This is a genomic window from Xanthomonas sp. JL1, from assembly GCF_038405005.1.
The window spans coordinates 1-23,318 of sequence record NZ_JBBYGR010000067.1 but is presented as its reverse complement, the minus strand read 5'-3'; the positions used below and the strand labels follow the sequence as shown (position 1 = coordinate 23,318).

Below are 23,318 nucleotides of genomic sequence, written 5' to 3'. Positions count from 1 at the left end.
ATCGCTCTGCAAGCGAAGTGGTATGATGACATACCATCGCCTGGCTCAAGGGCAAGGGCTACACCTGCCTGCCCTCGCAGGTCAACTGCTTCCTGCTGGACGTCAAGCGCGATGCAGGCGTGTTCGCCGATTCGATGCAGAAGCAAGGCGTCATCGTCGGCCGCAGCTGGCCGATCTGGCCCAAGCGCGTGGATGTGAGCGTGGGCACTGAAGCGCAAATGCTGCGCTTCCGCGAGGCGTTCGGTAAAGCCAAGCGCTAATTGGCGAAGCGTTCGATCAAGCGAACCGCCAACCCGGTTCACATGGAAGAAGGTGCCCCGCAAGAAGCGGATGAAGGTGCGAGCGAAGCCTCGCCTTGTTCGATTGAACGAGTACGTCGCTGCGCACCCTCATCCAACCACATCTCCCGTGGGCAGTGGGCTTCGGATTCCTACTGATCGAACGCCTCAGGCTCCGGCATGCGCAGCGTGCGCCGGATCCAGAAATAGCTGATCACGAAAGTCAGCGTCATCGAGCCGGCGTTCCATCACAGCAACTCGTGCAGGAGCGGCGGGCCGTGCAGGATGTGCAGGGAATAGCGGCGATCCAACAACGCGATGGCATGCGGCATGAACACGCTGACGAAGGGCGTCGGCATCGGCGCGACCAGCGAGGCGATCGCAGCGGCAAAGCCCACGACCAGCCACGGCGAGTGCCGCGAGCGTCTGCGCAGGCGCGCGGTGCCTGGTAAAGATCCACAGCAACGGCATTGCCAGGATCGCCCACAGCACCAGCAGCAATGCCACCGCCAACACGCCCCGCAGGCGCAACATGCCAACTCACCAGCGCGGCGACTTGGTCAGCGGCGGTGCCTGGTGCTGGCGGTCGTAGGCGCGTAGTTCGTCGCGGATATGCGCCACGCGCTGGCGGCCCAATGCGTTGCGGCTGTCGTCCAGCACCACGCCATCCAGCAATTCGGCCATGCGCTGCACGGTGGGCAGCATTTTTTCCCAGGCATCCAGCGCGGTCATCGGCGCCGGCAGCGTGAGGAAGAACGCAATGGCCGGCGTCTGCATCTCGCGGATATTGGCCATGTCGAAACTGCCCGGCTTGAGGATGCTTGCCATGCTGAAAATCGGCCCGCGCTCCGGGTGCCCTTCCATCAGGCGGTGGAACACATTCATGTGGCCGAACACCAGTCCGGTCTTTTCGGCAGCAACCACCACATCTTCGCCGCGCAGCACCTGGCCCGCCTTGGCGGCCACGAACAACGACACGATCTTGTCGAACTCCTGGTTCGGGCGTTTGCCGACCTCGTTACCGCCGGCGGCATCGTGCTCTTCCAGGTTCAGCTCGCTCTGCTCGATGCCTTCACCGCGCTCCGCAGCTTCACCCTCCACGCCGGGCCCGCTGGAAATCACCGGTTCGCGACGTTCGCGCAGCTGGCCCTCGTGCTTGTCGACCCGGCGCCCTTGCGGCGATTGCTTCGGGCGACCAAACAGGAAGATGGCCGCGACCAGCAGCAGTCCAGCGATCAGGATCCCGATCCGGATCATGGCCATGTCGGACATTCAGCGTGCCTCCGCATAAGAGTGACAGATGTCGATATTCCAACAAGCATGGCACGTCATGCCGCACCCGCCAAACGTGCGGCCTCTTCCAGGTCCACGCTGACCAGCCGGCTGACGCCCGGCTCGCGCATGGTCACGCCGGACAACTGGCGCGCCGCTTCCATGGTCGCCTTGTTATGGCTGACGAACAGGAACTGCACCTTCTCGCTCATCTCGCGCACCATGTTGGCCAGGCGGCCGACATTGGCTTCGTCCAGCGGTGCGTCCACTTCGTCGAGCAAGCAGAATGGCGCGGGGTTGAGCTGGAAGATCGCAAACACCAGCGCCACCGCCGTCATCGCCTTCTCGCCGCCGGAGAGCAGCGAAATGCTGGACACGCGCTTGCCCGGCGGGCGCGCCATGATCGTGACGCCGGTGTCGAGCAGGTCTTCGCCGGTGAGTTCCAGATACGCATGCCCGCCGCCGAACAGGCGCGGATACAGCGCCTGCACGCCGGAGTTGACGCGGTCGAAGGTGTCTTTGAAACGGCCGCGGGTTTCGCGGTCGATCTTGCGGATGGCTTCTTCCAGCGTTTCCAGCGCGGTATTGAGGTCCAGGTTCTGCGCGTCCAGATATTCCGAGCGCTGCGCAGCCTCGCCGTATTCCTGGATGGCGGCCAGGTTCACCGGCTCCAGGCGCCGCATGCGGCCGTCGATCTGGCCGACGGTCGCTTCCCATTCGGCAGGATTGGCCGACTCGGGCAAGCCATTGACCACATCTTCGAGCACGAAGCCTGCTTTCACCACTGCGGCCGACAACTGCTCGGCGCTGAGCACCAAGGCCTGCTGATCGAGCTTGCGTTGCGAAATGCGTTCGCGCTGCGCCAGCGCCTGTTCGTCGCGCTGCTGGCGGGTCTGTTCGAAGCTGCGCAGCTCGCTGTCGATACTGTCGAGCAGGGTGCGCGCTTCGCCCAGCGCGCGCTCGGTGCGCACGCGCTCGCTCAAGGCGGCCTGATGTTCGTGCTCCAGCGTTTCCACCGGCGAATCGCCTTCACTGAGCTGGGCCACCAGATCTTCCAGTCGCGTGTCAAGCTGGCCGCGCTGGCTATCCATGCGCTCCAGCGTCTGACTCAGCGAGGCAATCTGAGTGCGCTGCGATTCCAGCGTCAACGCCAAGGCATGCATCGCATCGCGCACGCCGCGTGCGGCATCGCGCGCTTGATCGCGCGCATCGGTGAGCTGACGACGCTCGCTTTCCAGCGCTTCGCGCGTGCCCTGCAGATCGCCCATCAAGGTGACCGCATCTTCGAGCTTGGCGCGCGCCTCGCGTGCCTGTTCGCGGCTGGTGTCCAAGGTTTCCAGCAGCTGTGACAGGTCGGTTTCGATGCGCTCGATGCGCGTGCGCGCCGCATCCACCTTGCCTTGCTGACTCTGCAACTGCCCGGCCAGTTCGGAAACGCTGCGGTGCGCCATGTACAGCTGGCGCTGCGCGTCTTCGCGCTGCTGCTCGGCCGCAAGCAGTTGTTCGCGGAAGCTGGCGAGCTGGTGCTCGAGCTCGGCTTCGCGTTCCTGCAAGGTTTCGATCTGGGTGCGTAGCTCCTGGATCTGGCGCTCGCGCAGCAGCGCGCCCTGCTTGGCCGCGCCCGAGCGCGAGACGCGCACCCAGCCCTCGCCCAGCCGCTCGCCATTGCGGGTGATGACCGAGTCGCCTTCAGGCAGGCTGCGTTGCAGCGTACGCGCCGCGTCCAGGTCCTCGGCGGTGTGCAGACGTGCGAGCAGGCGACGGATCGCAATCGGCCCCTGCACCTTGGCGGCCAACGAGGTCGGCGCGAAGTTCGCGTTGTCGGTTGCGCTGGACACCAGCGCGATGCGGCCATCGCCCAACTCGCCCAACGCGTCGACCAGTTGCTCCGGCGCATCCACCAGCACGCCTTCGATCAACTGCCCCAGCGCGCCTTCGACTGCATTTTCCCAGCCGCTCTGGACGCTGATGCGCTCGCCCACGCGCGCTGCCGAATCCAGTCCGCGCGACTTGAGCCACGCCACTGCCGCGCCCTGCTCCTGACCAAGCGCAGCCTGCTGCAAGGTTTCCAGCGACGACAGCCGACCGCGCGCAGCCTGCGCCTGCTTGCGCACTTCGGCCAGCTCGCCCTGGCTTGCCCGTTGCTGTTCCTGCAGCCCGCCGAGCGCGTGCTTGCGCGCTTCGACCTGCTCGGTCAAACCGTCCAGCGAGGTCTTCTGGGTTTCATGGCGCAGTTCGATCTGCTCGAACGCCTCGGCCAATGCATCCAGATCCAAGCCGGCGCGCTCGTTGACCAGCGCTTCGCGGCGACGATCGGCTTCCAGCGCCTGGCGGTCCAGATAATCGACGCGCGTGCGCTCCACTTCGCCGGCACGCGAGGCTTCGCCGGTGTCGCGGTTATGGGTTTCCCAGCGCTGCTGCCAGTCGGCCAGCCGCGCTTCGGCCTCACGCAGCGACTCCTGGCGGAATTCGTGGTCTTCGCGCAGTTGTTCCAGTTGCGGCTCGGCAGCGGCCACCGCTTCGCGCAGCACACTCAACTTGGCCGAGTCGCCACTGATGTGCTGGGTCAATTCCTGCAGCTGGCTCTGCGCCTCATCGCGCGCTTTGTGCAAACGATGCGAGAGCTCGCGCTGATGCTGGATCTGCTGCTCGATGCGCGCCAATGCACCACCGACCTGGTAGACATCGGCCTGCGCCTTGGCCACCGCTTCGGCAGATTCTTCGCGGCGCACGCGGCCGGTTTCGATACGCGCTTCGGCATCGCGTTGTTCGGCGATGAATTGCTGCAGGCGGGTCTCTTCCTGATTCAACTTTTCGCGCAGGCCCTGCAGCTGTCCATCCAGGCCGCGGTATTCCAGCGCCTTCCACTCGGCATCCTTGATCCGGCGCTCTTCCTGCAACGCCTGGTACTGCTCGGCCTGCCGCGCCTGGCGCTGCAGATGCGCGAGCTGCTTGGTGATTTCCTCGCGCAGGTCGCCCAGGCGGTCGAGATTTTCGCGCGTATGCCGAATGCGTGTTTCGGTTTCCTTGCGACGTTCCTTGTACTTGGAAATGCCGGCGGCTTCTTCCAGATACACGCGCAGGTCTTCCGGGCGCGCTTCGATGATCTGGCTGATCATGCCCTGCTCGATGATCGAGTAGCTGCGCGGCCCAAGGCCGGTGCCCAGGAACAGATCGGTGATGTCGCGGCGCCGGCACTTGGTGCCGTTGAGGTAGTAGGCGCTGTTGCCGTCGCGGCTGACCAGGCGCTTGACCGATATCTCGTTGAACGAGGCGAACTCGCCGCTGATGGTGTGATCGGAATTGTCGAAGATCAGCTCCACCGTCGCCTGCGACACCGGCTTGCGCGCCGAGGAGCCGGAGAAGATCACGTCGGTCAGCGAGTCGCCGCGCAGGCGGCTGGCCGAGCTTTCGCCCATCACCCAGCGCACCGCGTCGATGATGTTTGACTTGCCGCACCCATTGGGGCCGACGATGCCGGTCATATTGGTGGGCAGATGCAACGTGGTCGGGTCGACGAACGACTTGAAACCGGACAGCTTGATCGTGGACAGGCGCATGGGGACTGGAGATTCCGGGCACCGCGCGGACCAAGCCGGCAGGCGCTTTTCCTGTGAAGCCAGCACGCAAGCCCTTGATCCATAAGATCTGCAGGCCGTGAAACCGGCAATGGGGCATGAGTATAACGGGCATGCCCGCACTGGCGGCGGCACCCCAAAAACGAAGGGCGCCTAACAAGGCGCCCTTCGGATGACACAGACGGCTTGGATCAGGCGTCGGATTCGACGATGACCTTGACCGTGGTTTCCACGTCTGCGTGCAGGTGCAGCACAACGTCGTACTCGCCGACATTGCGGAATGCGCCTTCGCCCAGGATCACTTCGCTCTTTTCCAGCGGCAGGCCGGCGGCAGTGAACGCCTCGGCGATGTCGCGCGGGCCAACCGAGCCGTACAGCTTGCCTTCGGTCGACGCGTGCGCGCAGATGGTGACGCTGGCGCCTTCGAACTTGGTGGCGCGGCTCTGTGCGTCGGCCAGGATGCTGCTGGCCTTGGCTTCGTACTCGGCGCGCTTGGTTTCGAACGCTTCCACGTTCGCAGCGGTGGCCGGCACGGCCTTGCCCTGCGGAACGAGGAAGTTGCGGCCGTAGCCCGGCTTGACGCTGACCTTGTCGCCCAGGTTGCCCAGGTTGGTCACTTTCTGCAGAAGAATCAGATCCATGGTGGTGCTCCGTTATTCGTTAGCGCCGGCATGTGGCGGGCGCAACGGGTGCTGTCCGAACAGGAGAAGCCGGGAATCGGGATTGGGGATTGGGGAATCGTAAAAGCCCCGATTGCCACCGCCCCTTCAATTACCAGGCCTCTATCAATTTGATGACCCGCACACGCATGCGCGGGTTTTATCAGTTGCCTCACACAGAAGAACCGTGTGGGTCCTGCGCAAGGAGCCTCGCAACTGGCGGACTCCTATGCGGCAATCCTTAGACGTCGTGATTGTCCGTGTACGGAATCAGCGCCAGGAAACGCGAGCGCTTGACGGCCGTCGCCAGCTGACGCTGGTACTTGGACTTGGTACCGGTCACGCGGCTCGGCACGATCTTGCCGTTCTCGGTGAGGTACTGACGCAGGGTGTTGAGATCCTTGTAATCGATCTCCTTGACGCCCTCGGCGGTGAATTTGCAGAACTTGCGACGACGGAAGAACTTGGACATGACAGCGCTCCTTAAGCGGCTTCGGCGTTGTCGCCGTCTGTATCGGTGGCAGCGGGGACATCGCCCTCTTCATCGTCACGACGACGACGCTCGCTACGCTCGTGCTTGTCGCCCTTCTCGTCCTTGCTCTTCATGATCAGCGACTGCTCGGTGTCCGGGCCATCGCGCTTGACGACCAGGTGACGCAGCACTGCATCGTTGAAGCGGAAGCTTTCCACCAGCTCGCTCAGCACGGCCTGGTCGACTTCGATGTTGAGCAGCACGTAGTGCGCCTTCACCAGGTTCTGGATCGGGTAGGCCAGCTGACGACGGCCCCAGTCTTCCAGACGGTGGATGGTGCCGTTACCGCCCTCGATCAGCGACTTATAGCGCTCGATCATGGCCGGGACCTGCTCGCTCTGGTCCGGATGGACCAGGAACACGACTTCGTAATGACGACTCATGTTGTTTTACCTTTCGGATGTGGCCACGTGGGCCGGACAGCTCCCCGGAAATCCGCGCAGGCGACCGGTGGAGCAAGGATTCCCGCCCAAGATCTGGACAGGAAGCAGGAAATTATGGCAGTTCAATTACTTAGCTGCAACTGACCAGGCTGCAAGGAGGTTTGAAGCCCCTCTCCCGCCGGGAGATGGGTTGGGGTAAGGGTTCGGGGGCAAAGCCACTCGTGTCGTTCAACTATCGGGGCGTTCAACCACGCGAGGCTTCGCCCCGTCCCCTCATCCGCCCCTGCGGGGCAGCTTCTCCCCGATGAAAGAGGACAATGTCCCGCAGAGAGAAGGAATAGCGTGCCGGCCGGCTCAGCGATGCTCGTCTGCGGTCGTGAAGCTCTCCCCGCAGCCGCATTCGGCGGTGGCGTTGGGATTGCTGAAGGTGAATGTCTCGCTGAGGCCGTGCTTGCCGAAGTCGATGCAGGTGCCATCCACCAACGGCAGGCTGACGGGGTCGACGAAGATGCGTACCCCGCCCTGCTCGAACACCGCGTCATCATCGCGCGCCTCGCGCGCCAGGTCGGTGATATGGCCCCAGCCGGAACACCCGGTCTTGGTCACGCCAAAGCGCAGACCCAACGCACCCGGGGTCTGCTGCACGAAACGCTGCACGCGCTCCAGCGCGGCGGGGGTGAGGCTGACGGTCATGAGGGCACTCCAAAACAGTGGTGACAAGTATAGCCAGGCCGCATCAACCTGGCAGAACGCTGAGCAGCGGCGTTTGCCATAGATGGGGGCAATGCGCGCCTGCGACAAGCGTAGCCGTCGGCAACCTGTTCACAGATGCTCGCGCCGGCGCGGCCGCAGCCAGTAAACTCGCAGGCCATTCAAGGTCGCTACGGCGAGGAACAGTCATGACGGTGGTCAGCGTTGAACATGCGCTTGCGGGGAAGCTCCCCGAAGGCGGCGAAGTCACGGTACGGGGGTGGGTACGCACCTTGCGCGGATCTGCCGGACTGGCCTTCATCAACGTGACCGACGGCTCGTGCTTCGCTCCGATCCAGGTGGTAGCCAACGACACGCTGCCCAATTTCGACGAGATCAAGCGCCTGACCAGTGGCTGCTCACTGATCGCCAAGGGCGTGCTGGTGAAGTCGCAGGGCAAGGGCCAGTCGTTCGAGATCCAGGCCAGCGGCGTGGAGATCGTCGGCTGGGTCGAAGACCCGCTGACCTATCCGATCCAGCCCAAGCCGATGACGCCGGAGTTCCTGCGCGAAGTGGCGCACTTGCGCCCGCGCACCAATCTGTTCGGCGCGGTCACACGTATCCGCAACTGTCTGGCGCAGGCGGTGCACCGCTTCTTCCACCAGAACGGCTTCAACTGGATCAGCACACCCATCATCACCACCTCCGACGCCGAAGGCGCCGGGCAGATGTTCCGCGTCTCCACGCTGGACATGGTCAACCTGCCACGCGATGCCACTGGCAATGTGGATTTCAGCCGCGACTTCTTCGGCAAGGAAACCTTCCTCACCGTGTCCGGCCAGCTCAACGTGGAGGCCTACTGTCTGGCGCTGAGCAAGGTCTACACCTTCGGGCCAACCTTCCGCGCCGAGAACAGCCATACCACGCGCCACCTGGCCGAGTTCTGGATGATCGAGCCGGAGATCGCCTTTGCCGATCTGGCCGAAGACGCGCGCCTGGCCGAGCAGTTCCTCAAGTATGTGTTCCGCGCGGTGCTGGACGAACGTGGCGACGATCTGGCGTTCCTCGCCGAGCGCGTGGACAAGAACGCGATCAGCAAGCTGGAAGCCTTCATCAATGCGCCGTTCGAGCAGATCGACTACACCGATGCGGTCAAGCTGCTGCAACACGCTGGCAAGACCTTCGATTTCCCGGTGGAATGGGGCCTGGACCTGCAGACCGAGCACGAACGCTGGCTGACCGAAGAACATATCGGCCGCCCGGTGGTGGTCACCAATTATCCCGAGCACATCAAGGCGTTCTACATGCGCTTGAACGACGACGGCAAGACCGTCGCCGCGATGGACGTGCTGGCACCGGGTATCGGCGAGATCATCGGCGGCAGCCAGCGCGAAGAGCGCCTGGATGTGCTCGACGCACGCATGGCGCAGTTCGGCCTGGATAAGGAGCACTACAGCTGGTACCGCGATTTCCGTCGCTACGGCTCGGTGCCGCATGCCGGCTTCGGTTTGGGCTTCGAGCGTCTGGTGGTCTATGTCTGCGGGCTAAGCAACATCCGCGACGCGATCCCCTACCCGCGCGCGCCGGGCAGCGCGGAATTCTGAGGTGAGCTTGCCGGCCGCCATCCCCATATTTCAATCGCTGGCCTTCGGGCTGGCGGGGATCACGGGGGGGCTGACAGCGATCCGTAGCGTGCTGCTGGCGGGGCTGGCGTCGCGCCAGCTCGACCCGCAACGCTGGTGGCAAACCAACACCGCGCGCGCCGCGCCCCGGCATTCCACGGCTCCGATGCGCTGGGCCATTACAGCGCTGGTCATTGGCGCGGCGCTCCCGCAACCTTTCCTGATGCTGGCGGCCACATGATTCTGTTCTTCGCCCTGTGCTTCGTCGGCCTGGCCGTCGCAGGTCTGACCGCGCTGCTGATCTTCTGGCCGCTGACCCTGGTACACATGCGCGACCGCCATCCGGAGGCATTGGCCAGCTTCGGCGACCCAGCCTTCATCAGCCCCGTGGCATTGCGCTGGTTGCTGGCGCGGCGTTACCGCGGCTACCGCGACAGTGGGCTGTCCGGTCTGGCCACACCCGCCTGGCTCTCGCTGCTCACCATTTTTTTCGGCCTGGGCATGGCGGCCCTGCTCGGCCTGATTTCCAAGGTAATGCAATGACAACGTACGAAGACACTCTGCAGGGCGCCCACGACTCCTGGTGGCTGGCCACGATCGGCCGCACGCTGATCTGGGCGCGCCTGCGCGTCAATGAAGCCGGCACAGCCGAAGTACTGGACAGCGACGGCAAGACGCTGCCCTACGACAGCGAAGACAGCGCACGCGCGGCCTTGTTCGATGCCGAATTCGTGGCGCTGGACGGGCTGGACGAAGAAGACGCGCGCATCCGCGGCTTTTCGCTGCACGAGGTCTCGCCGCCGCAGGACGAAGACGATGCCGACCTGCGTGCGCGCATGGTTGTGAACATGGGCGGCCGCGCCTGACATGGACGCCCTGCGCGCATTTGCGCAGACCGATCTGGCCTTGCTGGACTGGCTGTTCGCACGCGATGCGTTTGTCGCCCTGATCAGCCAGGGGGAGGACGGACACCCGGCGATCTCGCACCTGCCGGTGCTGTATCAGCGCGATGGCCAGCATGTCGTGATCGAAGGCCATTGGGCACGTCCCAATCCGCAGGCGCGCACTCCTGGCGACGCGGTGATCGTATTGCAGGGCCCGCATGCCTATGTCTCGCCCACCTGGTACCTGGACAAGGACGCGGCTGCGCGCGTACCTACTTGGAACGATGCTGTTGCGCATCTGCATTGACGCTGTAGCCAGGTGCGCGATGAAGACGCGCTGGGTGCGTTGATCGGCCGCATGAGCGCGCACTTCGAACAGTGCGTGGGCAGCGGCTGGCTGTTCGAGATGGAGCGCGACAGGCACCCTAAGCCATTGCGTGGCCTGGTCGGCTTTCGCTTGGTCCCAAGCCGCATCGAATTGACCTTCGAGCTGAGTCAGAACCACCCGGCCGGCAATATCGCCGCACTGAGCGATGCGTTGGCGCGACAGGCATCGGCCGATTCGCACGCGGTCGCCACGTTGATGTGCGATACATTGCGCGCACGCGATGGCGCAGCCTGAGCGCAGCGCACCGAGCGTTTTTCTGCATCACGGTTTTAGGCCTCCCTTGCCCTCTCCTCTCCTCTGCCTATGGAAAACTGCGCGCATGAACGAACTCAATCATTTACTCGAAAACAACCGCGCATGGTCCGAGCGCATCCGCCGCGAAGATCCCGAGTTCTTTTCCAAACTGTCGACCCAGCAGACCCCGGAATATCTGTGGATCGGTTGCTCCGATTCGCGCGTGCCGGCCAACCAGATCATCGACATGGCGCCGGGCGAAGTCTTCGTCCACCGTAATATCGCCAACGTGGTGGTGCATACCGATCTGAATTGCCTGTCGGTGATCCAGTTCGCTGTGGACGTACTCAAGGTCAAACACGTGCTGGTGGTTGGCCATTACGGCTGCGGCGGTGTGTTCGCCAGCCTGACCCAAAAGCGTATGGGTTTGGTCGACAACTGGATCCGCCACGTCACCGACGTGGCCGACAAGCACGAAGCCTGCCTGCACGACGCCGGCGATCTGCCGATACAGCACGCGCGCCTGTGCGAGCTCAACGTGCTCGAACAGGTGGTCAATGTGTGCCGCACCACCATCGTGCGCGATGCGTGGGAGCGCGGTCAGGAACTTTACGTGCATGGCTGGGTGTATAGCCTGCGCGATGGCCGCGCACACGACCTGGGCATGTCGATTGACCGCCACGAACTGGTGCAGGAGCGCTACGATGCGGCGCTGGCGAAGATCCAGGCTGATCGCGCCGAACGCTGAGCCGCACGCAACTGCATGGCCAACCGCCGCATCCATGTGAGGCGAGCGGTTGGCTATGCTGGACACCTTCTCCGCCGAGGAACCCTTGATGCTGATCCCGCCGATCAACCTGCATGCTTGGATCGAGGAACACCGCCACCTGCTCAAACCGCCGGTGGGCAACAAGTGCATCCAGCAGGATGGCTTCATCATCATGATTGTTGGTGGCCCGAATGCACGCACCGACTATCACTACGACGAAGGCCCGGAGTGGTTCTTCCAACTCGAAGGCGAGATGGTGCTGAAGGTGCAGGACGATGGCGTGGCGCGCGACATCCCGATCCGTGCCGGTGAAATCTTTCTGCTGCCGCCCAGGGTGCCGCATTCACCGCAACGCGCTGCCGGCTCAATCGGCATCGTGATCGAGCGCGTGCGTTTGCCACATGAGCAAGATGGCCTGCAGTGGTATTGCCCGCAGTGCAATCACAAGTTGTATGAAGCGATGTTCCCGCTGAAAAACATCGAAACCGACTTCCCTCCGGTGTTCGATCATTTCTATCGTTCGCTCGCGCTGCGTACGTGCTCGCAGTGCGGGCATCTGCACCCTGCGCCTGAGCGCTATGCCGCGGTCGAGGATTGACAGCGCCATGGCATGCGATCGCGCGCAGCAGGTTTGCCGCACGCATGCGTCGAAACCAGCGCCATGCTGCGCGCACTGATCGACCTCAAACCGCGCGATGTGCCCTTGCGCGTCGCGCTGCGCAACACTGCCGCAGTGGTTTTGCCGCTTGCGATCGGCGTGGCGACCGGACATGTCGCCGCAGGTCTGGCGGTATGCAGCGGCGCGCTCAACACCATGTTTTCCGACCAGCCGGGGCCGTATCGCGCACGCCTGCAACGCATGCTGATGGCAGCGCTGACGGCCGGCCTGGCGGCATTGCTCGGCATCTGGGTCGGCCACACCACGCCAGCGCTGGTGCTGGCCGGCCTGTTGCTCGGCCTGGGCGGCGGCTTGCTGGTGGCGCTCGGCCCGGTGGCAGCGCGGGTCGGCCTGACCAGCATGATCCTGCTGGTGGTCAGCGCAGACATGCAGCTGCCGGTGCGACAGGCACCCGGTGTGGCAGCCCTGATCTTCGCCGGCGGCTTGCTGCAGGTGTTGCTGGCGCTGGTGGCATGGCCGCTGCAGCGCTATCGCCCGGAGCGTTTCGCACTGGCGGAGTTGATGCGCCAACTGGCCGGCAGCGCCCGGAGGCCAGCGCGGCGCCGCCGGCAACGCAGGAAGTGCTCGATGCGATGGTGATGCTGCATGGCGAGCATCGCTCGCGTGCGATTGCGGTACAGAGCTTTCGCATCATCGCCGAGCTCTGCGATCGCGTGCGGCTGGAGCTGCTGTCGCTGGCCGATGCCGAAACGCGCCTGACCGAATCACAAGCGCGCCAGGCGATCGAACGCGTGCTCGAACGCAGCGCCATCGTGCTGGAACAGCTCGCACATGCGATGACCGTGGGCGAAGACCCGGTGGCAGCCAATGCGTCGATGACCGGTTTCGATGATCTGGTCGGTGCATTGGCACAGTTTCAGCACGGCAACGCCGATACCCGCGAACGCCACCTGGTGCGCGTCGCCGCGCGTGCGCAAGGTTTGGGCGGCCAGCTACGTGCGTTGGTGCGTAATGCGCACTGGGCCAGCAGCCGTGGCGAAATCCAGGCGCAACTGGCCGAAGCGCGCCTGCCGGCAGCGCTACGCCCGGCCGCGACCTGGGCCACCTTGCGGGCGAATCTGGATGTGTCGTCGGTGGCCTTCCGGCACGCCTTGCGGTGCGGTGTGTGCCTGGTGGCAACCGCTTCAACACGGCTTCTGGATTCCGATGACCACCGCCATCGTGCTCAAGCCGGATTTCGGCGGCACCTTCAGTTTTGGCGCATTACGTGTCGCGGGTACCTTCGTCGGGCTGTTGCTGGCCACCTTGCTCGCGCACCTGGCCATGGACGGCGCCAGCATCCGCCTGGTCTTGTTGACGCTGTTTTGCCTCGGGTTTCGTTTACTGACGCAGGTGAACTACGGCATCGGCGTGGCGTTTCTGACCGGCATGCTGGTGCTGCTGCTCTCCTTCGAAGGCGTGTCGCCCGGCGCAGCGGTCGGCGCGCGGTTGCAAGCCACCGTGGCCGGCAGCGCGCTGGCGCTGATCGCCTACGCGCTGTGGCCCACGCGCGAACGTCGGCAGATTCGCACCTCGCTGGCGCACTTGCTCAGCGCGTATCGCGACTATTTGCGCCGTCTGTTACTCGGCCAGATGGACAACCTGGGCGATACCCGCGCCGCCGCGCGCGTAGCACGCACCAATGCGCAGGCCTCGATCGAGCGTTTGCGCGGCGAACCACGCAGCCGGCGCAATCTGCAGGAACTCAAACTGGCCGAATCGCTGCTGGCCAATGGCAACCGGCTGATCCGCGCCACCTTGTTGCTGGAGGCGGTGCTAAGCGACGGCCACCCGCTGCCCACGCTGGAGGCGTTGCCCGCCTTCGCGCAGCAGGCCGACCAGACGCTGTCCGAGCTGATCGACTGCCTGCGCAACGGCGGCATTGCGGCTGCGGCCACCTTGCGCAATGCCGAGCGTCAGCTTTCCGATGCGCTGGCCGCATTGCCCGACAGTTCGCCAACCACCGCCGCGCTCGCCGAGACCATCGACCGCGTCACCGACAGCATCGGCACACTCACCCATTTGCTGCGCCCTGCCCTGCCCTGCCCGACCGGCCTGGGCCGAGGTGCCAGCCCTGCATGACGGCGCGCATGATGCCGGCGGGTAAACTGCTGGCCTGATCCGTGTTGCGAGCCCGACGATGACCGACCTGCTGTCCCGCGCCCATGCCGATGCCCTGGATGCCGCCGACCCGCTGCGCAGCCTGCGCGATGCCTTCGTGTTCCCGCAGCACGGCGATCGGGATCAGACGTATCTCGTCGGCAACTCCCTTGGCCTGCAGCCGCGCGCGGCGCGCGCAATGGTGGACGAAGTGCTCGATCAGTGGGGCACGTTGGGGGTGGAAGGTCACTTCACCGGCCCCACCCAATGGCTGACCTATCACCAGCTGGTACGCGATGCGCTGGCCCGCGTGGTCGGCGCGCAACCCGGCGAGGTGGTGGCGATGAACACCCTCAGCGTCAATCTGCACCTGATGATGGCTAGCTTTTATCGTCCCACGCACGAACGCGGCGCGATCCTGATCGAAGCCGGCGCGTTTCCGTCCGACCGTCACGCGGTGGAATCGCAGCTGCGCCTGCGCGGGCTGGACCCGGCCACGCATCTGATCGAAGTGGAGGCCGACGAACCCAACGGCACGTTATCGATGGCCGCCATTGCCGATGCCATCGCGCAGCATGGTCCGCGCCTGGCGTTGGTGCTGTGGCCGGGCATCCAGTACCGCACCGGGCAGGCCTTCGACCTGGCCGAGATCGTGCGACTGGCGCGGGCGCAAGGCGCGGCGGTGGGCTGCGATCTGGCGCATGCGGTGGGCAACATCCCTCTGACCCTGCACGACGATGGCGTGGATTTCGCAGTGTGGTGCAACTACAAATATCTCAACGCCGGCCCCGGCGCGGTGGGCGGTTGCTTCGTGCACGAACGTCATGCCAACAGCGATCTGCCGCGTATCGCCGGCTGGTGGGGACATGAGCAGCAGACCCGCTTCCGCATGGACCCGCAGTTCGTGCCCTCGCCCGGTGCCGAAGGCTGGCAGCTGAGCAATCCCCCGGTGCTGGCGCTGGCGCCGCTGCGCGCATCGCTGACGTTGTTCGACCAGGCCGGCATGGCCGCGCTACGCGCCAAATCCGAACGACTCACCGGGCATCTGGAGCAGTTGATCCGCGCGCGCGTGCCGCAGGTGCTGCAGATCGTCACCCCGGCCGAACCGATGCACCGCGGCTGCCAGCTGTCGTTGCGGGTGGCCGGCGGACGCGCGCAGGGGCGCTCGCTGTTCGAGCATCTGCATGCAGCCGGCGTGCTCGGCGACTGGCGCGAACCGGACGTGATCCGCATTGCGCCGGTGCCGCTGTACAACCGCTTCAGCGATCTGCACACCTTCGTGGGCCAGGTGGAAGCCTGGGCGGCTGCCTGAGCGCGGCAGGCTGACTGCATTGCCACCAGATCATCTGTCCGGCATGCGGAATCGCCGCACGCCCACGTACACTCCCAGCCCGCCCAGGGCTGATGCGAGGGCGGCTGTCATTGCCAGTCGCTGTTTTCCCCTTTTCGCCGGCACTGCGCCCGGCTGCCGCCGGACATTGCATTGAACCCAGTTTCTCCGCGTTCCCTGACCTTGATAGGCGCCGGTCTGGCCGGTTGCCTGCTGGCTATCCTGCTGTCGCGTCGCGGCTGGCAGATCACCGTGTATGAACGGCGTGGCGACCCGCGCATCAAGGGCTACGAGTGCGGCCGCTCGATCAATCTGGCGCTGGCCGAACGCGGCCGGCATGCGCTGCGCCAGGCCGGCGCCGAAGAGGTGGTAATGGCCAAGGCGGTGATGATGCGTGGGCGCATGGTGCACCCGCTGGTCGGCGAACCGCAGCTGCAGCGCTACGGGCGCGACGACAGCGAGGTGATCTGGTCGATCCACCGCGCCGCATTGAATGTCGCACTGCTCGATCTGGCCGAACAGGCCGGCGCGCGCGTGCATTTCTACCGCCGCCTGCATACGGTGGACTTCGACGCCGGCTACGCACGCTTCATCGACGACCGCGACGACCAGCCGCACGAAATCCACTTCCAAAGTCTGATCGGCAGCGATGGCGCCGGCTCGGCATTGCGCGCGGCGATGCAGCGCAAATCGCCGCTGGGCGAACGCACCGAATTTCTGGATCACTCGTACAAGGAACTGGAAATTCCGCCGTTGCCCGGCGGCGGGTTCCGCATCGAAGGCAATGCGCTGCACATCTGGCCGCGCGGGCGCTACATGTTCATCGCGCTGCCCAACGATGGCGGCACCTTTACCGTCACCCTGTTTTTGCCCAACGCCGGCGAGCCGAGCTTCGCCACTACGCGTAACGGCGATGAAGCATTCGCCTTGTTCGCGCGCGACTTTCCGGATGCATTGCCACTGATTCCGCAGCTCAAGCAGCATTGGGAAGAGCATCCGCCCGGCCTGCTCGGCACCCTGACCCTGGACCGCTGGCATCTGGATGGCCGCGCCTTGCTGATCGGCGACGCCGCACACGCGATGGTGCCCTTCCACGGCCAGGGCATGAATTGCGCGTTCGAAGATTGCGTGGCGCTGGCGGATCAGCTGGATGCCCACGACGACCTCGCCAGCGCGTTCGCCGCCTTCGAGGCGGCACGCCGCGACGATGCGGGGGCCATCCAGCAGATGGCGCTGGAAAACTATCTGGAAATGCGCGACCGCGTCGACGACCCCGAGTTCCTGCTGCAGCGCCAGCTTGAACAGCAGTTGCAGGCGCGTTGGCCCACCCGCTTCGTGCCGCACTACACCATGGTGACGTTCCTGCGCACGCGCTATTCGATTGCGCTGGCGCGCAGCGAGATCCAGCGCGAGATTCTGGTCGAAGCCACGCGCGGACACAGCGATCTGTCGCGTCTGGATTGGGCTGCGTTGGAGACGATCGTCCATGCGCGCCTGGAGCCGCTGGACGGCGCGCACTGAGGTCGGCCACGGCTGTGGCCGACGGCGTCACTGGCGGCGACGGTAACGTGCCGCCTCCTGCTTGGTGTCATGACCGATGTCTCGGTGGCCCGGCGTCAGCGACCACCGGACACCGCAACTGCCTTCAGCGTGCGGGCTCGATCCAAACAGGTGGCACACCGGCAAACTGCACAAACGCGCCGCTGACGCACGTGCGAGCCACCCGCAACGCCACGCCTCAGCGTGCCGGCGCTGCGATGAGTGATACTAGGCGGCAACGGCAGCGCATACGCCGCGCGCTGCGCATCTGGATGTCGTACCTGCATGCCTGACAGCTTTCTCTTCTACGACCTGGAAACCTTCGGCCAGGACCCGCGCCGCACCCGCATTGCACAGTTCGCAGCGGTGCGGACCGACGCGCAACTGCGCGTGATCGAAGAGCCGATCAGCTTCTTTGTGCAGCCGGCCGACGATCTGCTGCCCTCGCCCTACGCCACCATGGTGACCGCTATCACGCCGCAGCACGCGCTGCGCGAAGGCGTCACCGAGGCCGAGGCGTTCGCGCGCATCGCCGAACAGATGAGCCGGCCGCAGACCTGTACGCTGGGCTACAACTCGATTCGCTTCGACGACGAGTTCGTGCGCTGCGGCCTGTTTCGCAATTTTTACGACCCCTACGAGCGCGAGTGGCGCGGCGGAAACTCGCGTTGGGATCTGCTGGATGTGTTGCGGATGGTGCATGCGCTGCGTCCGGACGGCATCGTCTGGCCGCAACGCGAAGATGGCGCCACCTCGTTCAAGCTGGAACACCTGGCCAGTGCCAACGATGTGCGCGAAGGCGATGCGCACGAAGCGCTGTCGGACGTGTACGCCACCATCGGCATGGCGCGCAAGTTTCAGCAGCATCAGCCAAAACTGTGGGACTACGCGCTGCGTCTGCGCGACAAGCGCTTTGCCGCCACCTTGCTGGACGTCATCGCCATGCAGCCGGTGCTGCATATTTCGCAGCGCTACCCCGCCTCGCGTCTATGCGCGGCGGCGGTGCTGCCGCTGACACGCCATCCGCGCATCGACAGCCGCGTGATCGTGTTTGATCTGGAAGGCGACCCGGACGTGCTGTTGCGGCTAAGCCCCGACGAAATTGCCGACCGCCTGTATATTCGCGCCGCAGATCTGCCGGAAGGCGAGCGGCGTATTCCACTGAAAGAAGTGCATCTGAACAAGTCGCCCGCGCTGGTGGCCTGGCAGCATCTACGCGCTGCAGATTTTGAGCGCCTGGGCGTGGATCAGGATGCAGTATTGGCCAAGGCGGCACGCATGCGCGAATTGGGCCCCGAACTTGCCGAAAAGGTACGCCAGGTTTATGGCAGCGAGCGCGCACCTGCGGCAGCGACCAACGATGCTGACGCTTCGCTCTACGATGGCTTTCTGGCCGAAGGCGACAAGCGTCTGCTGGCGCAAGTCCGCACCAGCGCACCGGCCGAACTGTGCGCGTTGGAGTCACGCTTTCGCGACCCGCGCCTGATCGAACTACTGTTCCGCTACCGCGCGCGCAACTGGCCGCAGACACTGTCGTTCGACGAACAGGAGCGCTGGAACGCGTATCGCCGCCAGCGCCTGCTCGAAGATCGCGGCCTGGGCGAAGTGACCCTGGAACAGTACAACGCGCAGATCGTGGATTTACGGCGTGCTCACCCCGACGATGCTACCAAGCAAGCCCTCCTCGACCAGCTCGCCGCCTGGGGTTTGGACCTCCAACGCACGCTATGACCAGCTACTTTTCCGACGCCAGTTTCACGTTCCTGCGCGCCCTGGCCCGGCACAACGACAAAACCTGGTTCAACGACCATCGGCATCAGTACGAGGCGCATGTGCGCCAGCCGTTTCTGCAGCTGATCACCGATCTGCAGCCGGCACTGGCGCAGGTCAGCCCACACTATCGCGCCGATCCCAAGACCCAGGGCGGCTCACTGTTCCGCATCTATCGCGATGCGCGGTTTTCCAACGACAAGTCACCGTACAAGAACTGGCAGGGCGCGCGCTTGTTTCATGAGCGCCGTCGGCAGATGCCGGCGCCCTCGTTCTATCTTCACTTGCAGCCGGGCGAAAGTTTTGTCGGCGCGGGTTTGTGGCATCCGGAACCGGACACGCAACGCAAGCTGCGCCAGTTCATTTTCGATAACCCCGGCAGCTGGAAAGCCGCCGCGCACAATCCGAAGTTACTGCGCAAATTCACCATGGACGACAGCGAAAAACTGGTGCGTGCGCCGCGTGGATTCCCCAACGATTTCGAGTTCATCGACGATCTCAAGCACCGCAACTGGGCGTACTTGCGTCACCTGGACGACAGCATCATGACCGGGCCGCGACTGCGTCAGACCATTGAAGCGGACCTGGTGATTCTGGCGCCTTTTGTCGATTACCTGTGCGCGGCCCTGGATCTGGAATTTTGAAGACTCAGGATCTACCGCTAGGCCAGCAGCGACGGACGCTGGGCCGCACCAAGCTATTGGTCTCACCGATCGGTTTGGGGTGTTCCGGCTTTTGGGGCCACCGCCGCTTCGACGAAGGCGCCGCCGCACGGGTGGTCGAGTCCGCGCTGGCGCAGGGCGTGAACCTGCTCGACACCGGCCACAACTACTCCGACTTTCATGCGGAACCGCGTCTGGGACGGATACTTCGCCCCCTGCTCGCACAATATCCGCGGGATTCGCTCGTCGTCTCCAGCAAGGGCGGCACCTTGACCGGTCAGGCCGGTATCAGTGGTGCAGAGCAGCGTGACTTCTCTGCAGCAGCGATCACTGCCAGTTGCGAAGCATCGCTGCGCAATCTTGGCTTGGACTATCTCGACATCTACCAGCTGCATGGCGCCAGCGAGCACGACATCAACGACGACCTGCTGCTGGCTATGCAGCGTCTGCGCGAGCGTGGCTTGATCCGCCACACCGGCATCAATACGCATTCGGCATCGACCCTGCGCTGGATGATCGCCAACCCCAACGTCTTGGATGCGGTGCTGCTGGACTACAACGCGCTGCAGCAGGACCGTGAACCGCTGATCGACCAGCTGCAGAAGGCGGGCATCGGTGTACTGGCCGGCACCGTGCTTGCGCAGGGCCACCTCTTGCCCGCGCGTGCGCGCCTGCCGCGTCTGGCCGATGCCTGGTATCTGGCACGCGCCTGGCTGAAGCCCAGTAGCCGTGCTTTGATGCAGTGTTCACGCGACATGCGCAGTGCAGTGGCTTCGATCGATAGCCAGCGCCCCGCACAGACGGCATTCGCATATGTCCTGCAACACCCGGGTGTGGCCAGCGGCATCCTGGGCACCACCCGCATCGGCAACCTGGATGAAGTGCTGCAGACCCGCATACAGGCGCTGGACACCGCCCAACGGCAACGTCTGGTCGCCGCCTTCGGCGATGGCCGCGGCTCACCCAGTCACTGATCTTCACCTGCGGCAGCCGCAATTGCGGCAGTCTGGGCGCCATGAAAAAAGCCATCGGCATTCTCGTTGTTGTCTTGCTGGCCGTCACTGCGTGGTGGTTCGGCGGGCCTTACCTGACCATGCAGGGCCTGTCCAAGGCTATCGAGCAACGCGATACCGCCGCACTAGAACACTACGTCGACTTCCCGCGTGTGCGTAGCAGCCTGCGCGCCCAGCTCAACGATTATCTGGTGCGGCAAGCCGGTCCAGACATCGCCGCCAGTCCGTGGGGCACGTTGCTGTATGGCCTGGGGAACCAACTCGGTGGTGCGGCGGTGGATACGCTGGTGACGCCGATCGGCATCGGTGCACTGTTGCAGGGGCATGTCCTGTGGAAGCGCGGCCGCAATGAACTGCAGGGCGGCGATCCCTTCGGCCCCACCGAACCCGCGCGACCGTTGAAAAACGCCAAACACCGCTTCGAGGCGCTGGACCGCTTCGTGATCGACGTCGAACGCGCCCCCGGCGAACCGCCAATGAAGGTCGTACTGGAACCACAGGGGTTGCGCTGGAAGCTAGTGGACCTGCAGTTGGGGATATCACCGGTGCCAGATGCCGGTTGAATGACGCTATCGTTCTCGCATTACCCTTCGTTGGCCACGCCGTGCGGCACATGACCTGCGGCCACATGCTGATGTTGGCGCGCACTGTCGATGTTGTGCTGCGAATCGTCGAAGAAGATATCCGCGCCAAAGGCCTCCAGAAACGGCCCTTTATGGCGCCCGCCAAGGAACAGCGCCTCGTCCAGACGCACGCCCCACTCGCGCAAGGTGCGGATCACTCGCTCGTGCGCCGGTGCCGAGCGCGCGGTGACTAGCGCCGTGCGGATCGGCGATGCCTCGCCGGGCGGAACCGCAGCCTGCAAGGCATGCAGTGCCGACAGGAAATTGCGGAAAGGCCCGACCGACAACGGCTCGCGTGCGCGTTCGCGCTCGTGACGCCCGAAGGCTTCCACGCCCTGCTCGCGCGAGATGCGCTCGCTCTCGTCGCCGAAGATCACCGCGTCGCCATCGAAGGCGATCCGCAGCTGCGTGGACAGCCGGCTTTCGTCGTTATCTGCAATTGCTGCGGCAGCCTCGGCGCGTTCGCCGGGTGCGCGCGGCATGATGGTCGCCGCCGCGATGCCATGGCTCAGCGCGCGCCGTACCGATTCAGGATTGGCCGACAGGAACAGATCAGTGCCGAATGGCTTGACGTACGGCCAGGTCGGCTGGCCCGAGGTGAACGTGGCACGTACGATGCCCAGGCTGTAATGCTGGATCGAGTTGAAGATGCGCAAACCGGTATCGGCAGAATTGCGCGACAGCAGGATCACTTCCACGCGCGGCGCGTCTTCGGGCACATCGTGATTGAGCGCCAGCAGCTTGCGCACGACCGGAAACGCAACGCCCGGCTGCAAGACATCGTCCTCGTGCTCGCGCTGGAACGCCGAATACGCCTCCACCCCATCTGCCTCGAACAGCGCATGGCCTTCTTCAAGATCGAACAGGGCGCGCGAGGTCACCGCGACGGTCAATAATCTTGGGGAGTTGTCGGGCATTGGAGAGGCCGGGATGAGAGATTGGGAATTCGGGAGTGGTTTGGAGCAGTCATCGGGAACGTGAGATCAGGCGTTGAGTCACGTGCGCCGCATCGTAACCTGCCGGCGCAACCACGGGCGGACGGCATCGCGTGTGTCTGCCGTTGCCAATGCCCAATCCCGCCCCCTCACACCGCAAACTGCTCGCTGAAGATGCGCTCTTCCAGGTTGTGTTCGGGATCGAACAACAATGTGACCTGGCGCTGCGTGGATTCGCGGATGGTCACTTCGACCACGTCGCGGATTTCGTGCGAATCGGCAGTGACGCTGACCGGGCGCTTGTACGGGTCCAGCACACGGAAACGCACTGCGGTATCGGCTTTGAGGATGGCACCGCGCCAGCGTCGCGGGCGATACGGTGCGATCGGTGTCAGCGCCAGCGTGTGCGAGCCCAGCGGCAGGATCGGCCCGTGCGCCGAATAGTTGTATGCCGTGCTGCCGGCCGGCGTGGCCACCATCACGCCATCGCCGATCAGCTCGGCAATGCGGGTCTGGCCGTTGAGATCAATGCTGAGATGCGCCGCCTGCCGGGTCTGCCGCAGCAGCGACACCTCGTTGTACGCCAACGAACCGGCACTGGCCCCGGATTCGGTCTGCACCTGCATTTCCAGCGGCCGCAGATACGCCGGCTCGGCACGTTGCAGCCGCTCGAGCAGGTCGTCCTCGTCGTCGCGGTACTGGTTCATCAGGAAGCCGACCGAACCCAGCTTCATACCGAACACCGGCTTGTTGGAGGCGCCATGTCGGTGCAGCGTCTGCAGCATGAAGCCGTCGCCGCCCAATGCACAGACGATGTCCGCGCAGTCCAGCGCATGGTCGCCAAAGCGCTGCACAAGGCGTGCGCGCGCGGCCACCGCCGGCTCGGCGGGACTGGCAAGAAAGGCGATGCGAGGTGGTGCGGTCATCGTTGACTCCAAAGCATGCGAATCAGCATACCGCAGCCCTGTGCCGGGCTTGTTGCGGTCATGCCCTGTACGCGCATGGGCGGCCGCGATTGCGTCTGCGTGTCCAAGCGCGACGAACCAACGCCTGGGCAGCCGCCAGGCAAGCGCGGCCGTTGCACGGCGCGGCATGTGCCCCCGTACACCGCAGCTCTGAGTGCACCTAAGAACCTGTTCACAATCTTATTCAAACCGTGCAAACTCCACGAATGCGCGAGAAGAACTATCCAAGTGACGTGAGCCGTGAGCGGTTCGAGCAAATCCGCCCGATTCTGGAGCAAGCCCGCAAGCGCACCAAGCCTGTGACAGTGGATATGTATGAGGTGTGGTGCGCAGTGCTGTATCTGCTACGGACAGGTTGCCCGTGGCGTGCGTTGCCCAGTGACTTTCCGAAGTGGCGCACGGTGCATTCCTACTTTGCCAAGTGGAGCGAAGTG

At 64.5% G+C, this 23,318-nt stretch carries 21 protein-coding genes and 4 pseudogenes; 16 read left to right on the top strand and 9 right to left on the bottom strand.

Annotation, left to right across the window (positions count from 1 at the left end; genetic code table 11):
- Positions 1-32: 32 nt before the first annotated feature.
- A pseudogene (locus WJW29_RS15500) lies at positions 33-260 on the top strand (aminotransferase); the annotation flags it as partial.
- Positions 261-430: 170 nt separating this feature from the next.
- Here WJW29_RS15500 and WJW29_RS15495 read toward each other — a convergent pair.
- The 7 genes and pseudogenes from WJW29_RS15495 to WJW29_RS15465 form a co-directional block, all read right to left on the bottom strand.
- Positions 431-812, bottom strand: a pseudogene (locus tag WJW29_RS15495) (hypothetical protein).
- Positions 813-818: 6 nt separating this feature from the next.
- Entirely contained in the window at positions 819-1,550 is a 732-nt protein-coding gene (zipA, locus tag WJW29_RS15490; RefSeq protein ID WP_011259074.1) for a cell division protein ZipA, read from the bottom strand.
- A 56-nt stretch (positions 1,551-1,606) separates the two neighbouring features.
- Positions 1,607-5,110 (bottom strand): chromosome segregation protein SMC, encoded by a 3,504-nt coding sequence (smc, locus tag WJW29_RS15485; protein ID WP_011408596.1) that lies wholly within the window; start codon positions 5,108-5,110, stop codon positions 1,607-1,609.
- Between the two features lie 209 nt (positions 5,111-5,319).
- Complete coding sequence (gene rplI, locus WJW29_RS15480; protein WP_011259076.1) at positions 5,320-5,769, bottom strand: 50S ribosomal protein L9; 450 nt, start codon at positions 5,767-5,769, stop codon at positions 5,320-5,322.
- Positions 5,770-6,028: 259 nt separating this feature from the next.
- The gene (gene rpsR / locus WJW29_RS15475; protein WP_005991243.1) at positions 6,029-6,259 is read right to left on the bottom strand and encodes a 30S ribosomal protein S18; all 231 of its coding nucleotides are present in this window, start codon (positions 6,257-6,259) and stop codon (positions 6,029-6,031) included.
- 11 nt (positions 6,260-6,270) lie between these two features.
- Complete coding sequence (gene rpsF, locus WJW29_RS15470; protein WP_011259077.1) at positions 6,271-6,702, bottom strand: 30S ribosomal protein S6; 432 nt, start codon at positions 6,700-6,702, stop codon at positions 6,271-6,273.
- A 354-nt stretch (positions 6,703-7,056) separates the two neighbouring features.
- The gene (locus WJW29_RS15465; RefSeq protein ID WP_012444809.1) at positions 7,057-7,395 is read right to left on the bottom strand and encodes an iron-sulfur cluster assembly accessory protein; all 339 of its coding nucleotides are present in this window, start codon (positions 7,393-7,395) and stop codon (positions 7,057-7,059) included.
- Between the two features lie 206 nt (positions 7,396-7,601).
- On the opposite strand from WJW29_RS15465, the gene asnS reads away from it, so the two are divergent.
- The 14 genes and pseudogenes from asnS to WJW29_RS15395 all read left to right on the top strand — a co-directional run bounded on the left by asnS (position 7,602) and on the right by WJW29_RS15395 (position 20,924).
- A complete protein-coding gene (gene asnS / locus WJW29_RS15460) occupies positions 7,602-8,996 on the top strand; it encodes an asparagine--tRNA ligase (protein ID WP_011259079.1) in 1,395 nt (464 codons plus the stop codon).
- 1 nt (position 8,997) lies between these two features.
- Positions 8,998-9,255, top strand: a complete 258-nt coding sequence (locus tag WJW29_RS15455) for a hypothetical protein (RefSeq protein WP_011259080.1) — start codon at positions 8,998-9,000, stop codon at positions 9,253-9,255.
- A complete protein-coding gene (locus WJW29_RS15450) occupies positions 9,252-9,557 on the top strand; it encodes a hypothetical protein (RefSeq protein ID WP_011408599.1) in 306 nt (101 codons plus the stop codon). Before WJW29_RS15455 ends, WJW29_RS15450 begins: the two co-directional genes overlap by 4 nt.
- On the top strand, positions 9,554-9,880 hold the full coding sequence (locus WJW29_RS15445) for a hypothetical protein (protein WP_011259081.1): 327 nt from the start codon (positions 9,554-9,556) through the stop codon (positions 9,878-9,880). Before WJW29_RS15450 ends, WJW29_RS15445 begins: the two co-directional genes overlap by 4 nt.
- Before the next feature lies 1 nt (position 9,881).
- Positions 9,882-10,520, top strand: a pseudogene (locus WJW29_RS15440) (FMN-binding negative transcriptional regulator).
- 85 nt (positions 10,521-10,605) lie between these two features.
- The gene (gene can / locus WJW29_RS15435; RefSeq protein ID WP_011408603.1) at positions 10,606-11,268 is read left to right on the top strand and encodes a carbonate dehydratase; all 663 of its coding nucleotides are present in this window, start codon (positions 10,606-10,608) and stop codon (positions 11,266-11,268) included.
- A gap of 88 nt (positions 11,269-11,356) precedes the next feature.
- A complete protein-coding gene (locus WJW29_RS15430; RefSeq protein ID WP_024744799.1) occupies positions 11,357-11,887 on the top strand; it encodes a 3-hydroxyanthranilate 3,4-dioxygenase in 531 nt (176 codons plus the stop codon).
- A gap of 12 nt (positions 11,888-11,899) precedes the next feature.
- Positions 11,900-14,054: pseudogene (locus WJW29_RS15425) on the top strand (FUSC family protein).
- 33 nt (positions 14,055-14,087) lie between these two features.
- Positions 14,088-15,359: a kynureninase gene (gene kynU, locus WJW29_RS15420; protein WP_011259087.1), complete on the top strand. Its 1,272-nt coding sequence runs from the start codon at positions 14,088-14,090 to the stop codon at positions 15,357-15,359.
- Between the two features lie 171 nt (positions 15,360-15,530).
- Positions 15,531-16,898, top strand: coding sequence for an NAD(P)/FAD-dependent oxidoreductase (locus WJW29_RS15415; RefSeq protein WP_011259088.1), 1,368 nt, complete (start codon positions 15,531-15,533; stop codon positions 16,896-16,898).
- A gap of 303 nt (positions 16,899-17,201) precedes the next feature.
- The gene (gene sbcB, locus WJW29_RS15410) at positions 17,202-18,647 is read left to right on the top strand and encodes an exodeoxyribonuclease I (RefSeq protein ID WP_011259089.1); all 1,446 of its coding nucleotides are present in this window, start codon (positions 17,202-17,204) and stop codon (positions 18,645-18,647) included.
- Positions 18,644-19,330 (top strand): DUF2461 domain-containing protein, encoded by a 687-nt coding sequence (locus WJW29_RS15405; protein WP_011259090.1) that lies wholly within the window; start codon positions 18,644-18,646, stop codon positions 19,328-19,330. Before sbcB ends, WJW29_RS15405 begins: the two co-directional genes overlap by 4 nt.
- On the top strand, positions 19,303-20,322 hold the full coding sequence (locus WJW29_RS15400) for an aldo/keto reductase (RefSeq protein WP_011259091.1): 1,020 nt from the start codon (positions 19,303-19,305) through the stop codon (positions 20,320-20,322). Before WJW29_RS15405 ends, WJW29_RS15400 begins: the two co-directional genes overlap by 28 nt.
- A gap of 41 nt (positions 20,323-20,363) precedes the next feature.
- On the top strand, positions 20,364-20,924 hold the full coding sequence (locus tag WJW29_RS15395; protein WP_011259092.1) for a DUF2939 domain-containing protein: 561 nt from the start codon (positions 20,364-20,366) through the stop codon (positions 20,922-20,924).
- A gap of 20 nt (positions 20,925-20,944) precedes the next feature.
- Here the strand turns inward: WJW29_RS15395 and WJW29_RS15390 are convergent, their stop codons facing one another.
- Both WJW29_RS15390 and WJW29_RS15385 read right to left on the bottom strand, forming a co-directional pair.
- On the bottom strand, positions 20,945-21,901 hold the full coding sequence (locus tag WJW29_RS15390) for a 5'-nucleotidase (protein WP_011259093.1): 957 nt from the start codon (positions 21,899-21,901) through the stop codon (positions 20,945-20,947).
- Positions 21,902-22,068: 167 nt separating this feature from the next.
- Complete coding sequence (locus WJW29_RS15385; RefSeq protein WP_011408609.1) at positions 22,069-22,845, bottom strand: NAD kinase; 777 nt, start codon at positions 22,843-22,845, stop codon at positions 22,069-22,071.
- A 245-nt stretch (positions 22,846-23,090) separates the two neighbouring features.
- Between WJW29_RS15385 and WJW29_RS15380 the strand changes: the two genes are divergently transcribed.
- A partial coding sequence (locus tag WJW29_RS15380) for a transposase (RefSeq protein WP_146033557.1) occupies positions 23,091-23,318 on the top strand: 228 nt, incomplete at its 3' end.

Excerpts from the sequence above, each read along its gene's own strand:
- WJW29_RS15465 (WP_012444809.1), bottom strand. The coding sequence starts at position 7,395 with ATGACCGTCAGCCTCACCCCCGCCGCGCTGGAGCGCGTGCAGCGTTTC.
- rplI (WP_011259076.1), bottom strand. The coding sequence starts at position 5,769 with ATGGATCTGATTCTTCTGCAGAAAGTGACCAACCTGGGCAACCTGGGC.
- WJW29_RS15390 (WP_011259093.1), bottom strand. The coding sequence starts at position 21,901 with ATGCCCGACAACTCCCCAAGATTATTGACCGTCGCGGTGACCTCGCGC.
- kynU (WP_011259087.1), top strand. The coding sequence starts at position 14,088 with ATGACCGACCTGCTGTCCCGCGCCCATGCCGATGCCCTGGATGCCGCC.
- can (WP_011408603.1), top strand. The coding sequence starts at position 10,606 with ATGAACGAACTCAATCATTTACTCGAAAACAACCGCGCATGGTCCGAG.
- WJW29_RS15405 (WP_011259090.1), top strand. The coding sequence starts at position 18,644 with ATGACCAGCTACTTTTCCGACGCCAGTTTCACGTTCCTGCGCGCCCTG.
- WJW29_RS15385 (WP_011408609.1), bottom strand. The coding sequence starts at position 22,845 with ATGACCGCACCACCTCGCATCGCCTTTCTTGCCAGTCCCGCCGAGCCG.
- asnS (WP_011259079.1), top strand. The coding sequence starts at position 7,602 with ATGACGGTGGTCAGCGTTGAACATGCGCTTGCGGGGAAGCTCCCCGAA.
- WJW29_RS15395 (WP_011259092.1), top strand. The coding sequence starts at position 20,364 with ATGAAAAAAGCCATCGGCATTCTCGTTGTTGTCTTGCTGGCCGTCACT.
- rpsR (WP_005991243.1), bottom strand. The coding sequence starts at position 6,259 with ATGTCCAAGTTCTTCCGTCGTCGCAAGTTCTGCAAATTCACCGCCGAG.
- rpsF (WP_011259077.1), bottom strand. The coding sequence starts at position 6,702 with ATGAGTCGTCATTACGAAGTCGTGTTCCTGGTCCATCCGGACCAGAGC.
- WJW29_RS15445 (WP_011259081.1), top strand. The coding sequence starts at position 9,554 with ATGACAACGTACGAAGACACTCTGCAGGGCGCCCACGACTCCTGGTGG.
- WJW29_RS15450 (WP_011408599.1), top strand. The coding sequence starts at position 9,252 with ATGATTCTGTTCTTCGCCCTGTGCTTCGTCGGCCTGGCCGTCGCAGGT.
- smc (WP_011408596.1), bottom strand. The coding sequence starts at position 5,110 with ATGCGCCTGTCCACGATCAAGCTGTCCGGTTTCAAGTCGTTCGTCGAC.
- sbcB (WP_011259089.1), top strand. The coding sequence starts at position 17,202 with ATGCCTGACAGCTTTCTCTTCTACGACCTGGAAACCTTCGGCCAGGAC.
- zipA (WP_011259074.1), bottom strand. The coding sequence starts at position 1,550 with ATGTCCGACATGGCCATGATCCGGATCGGGATCCTGATCGCTGGACTG.
- WJW29_RS15430 (WP_024744799.1), top strand. The coding sequence starts at position 11,357 with ATGCTGATCCCGCCGATCAACCTGCATGCTTGGATCGAGGAACACCGC.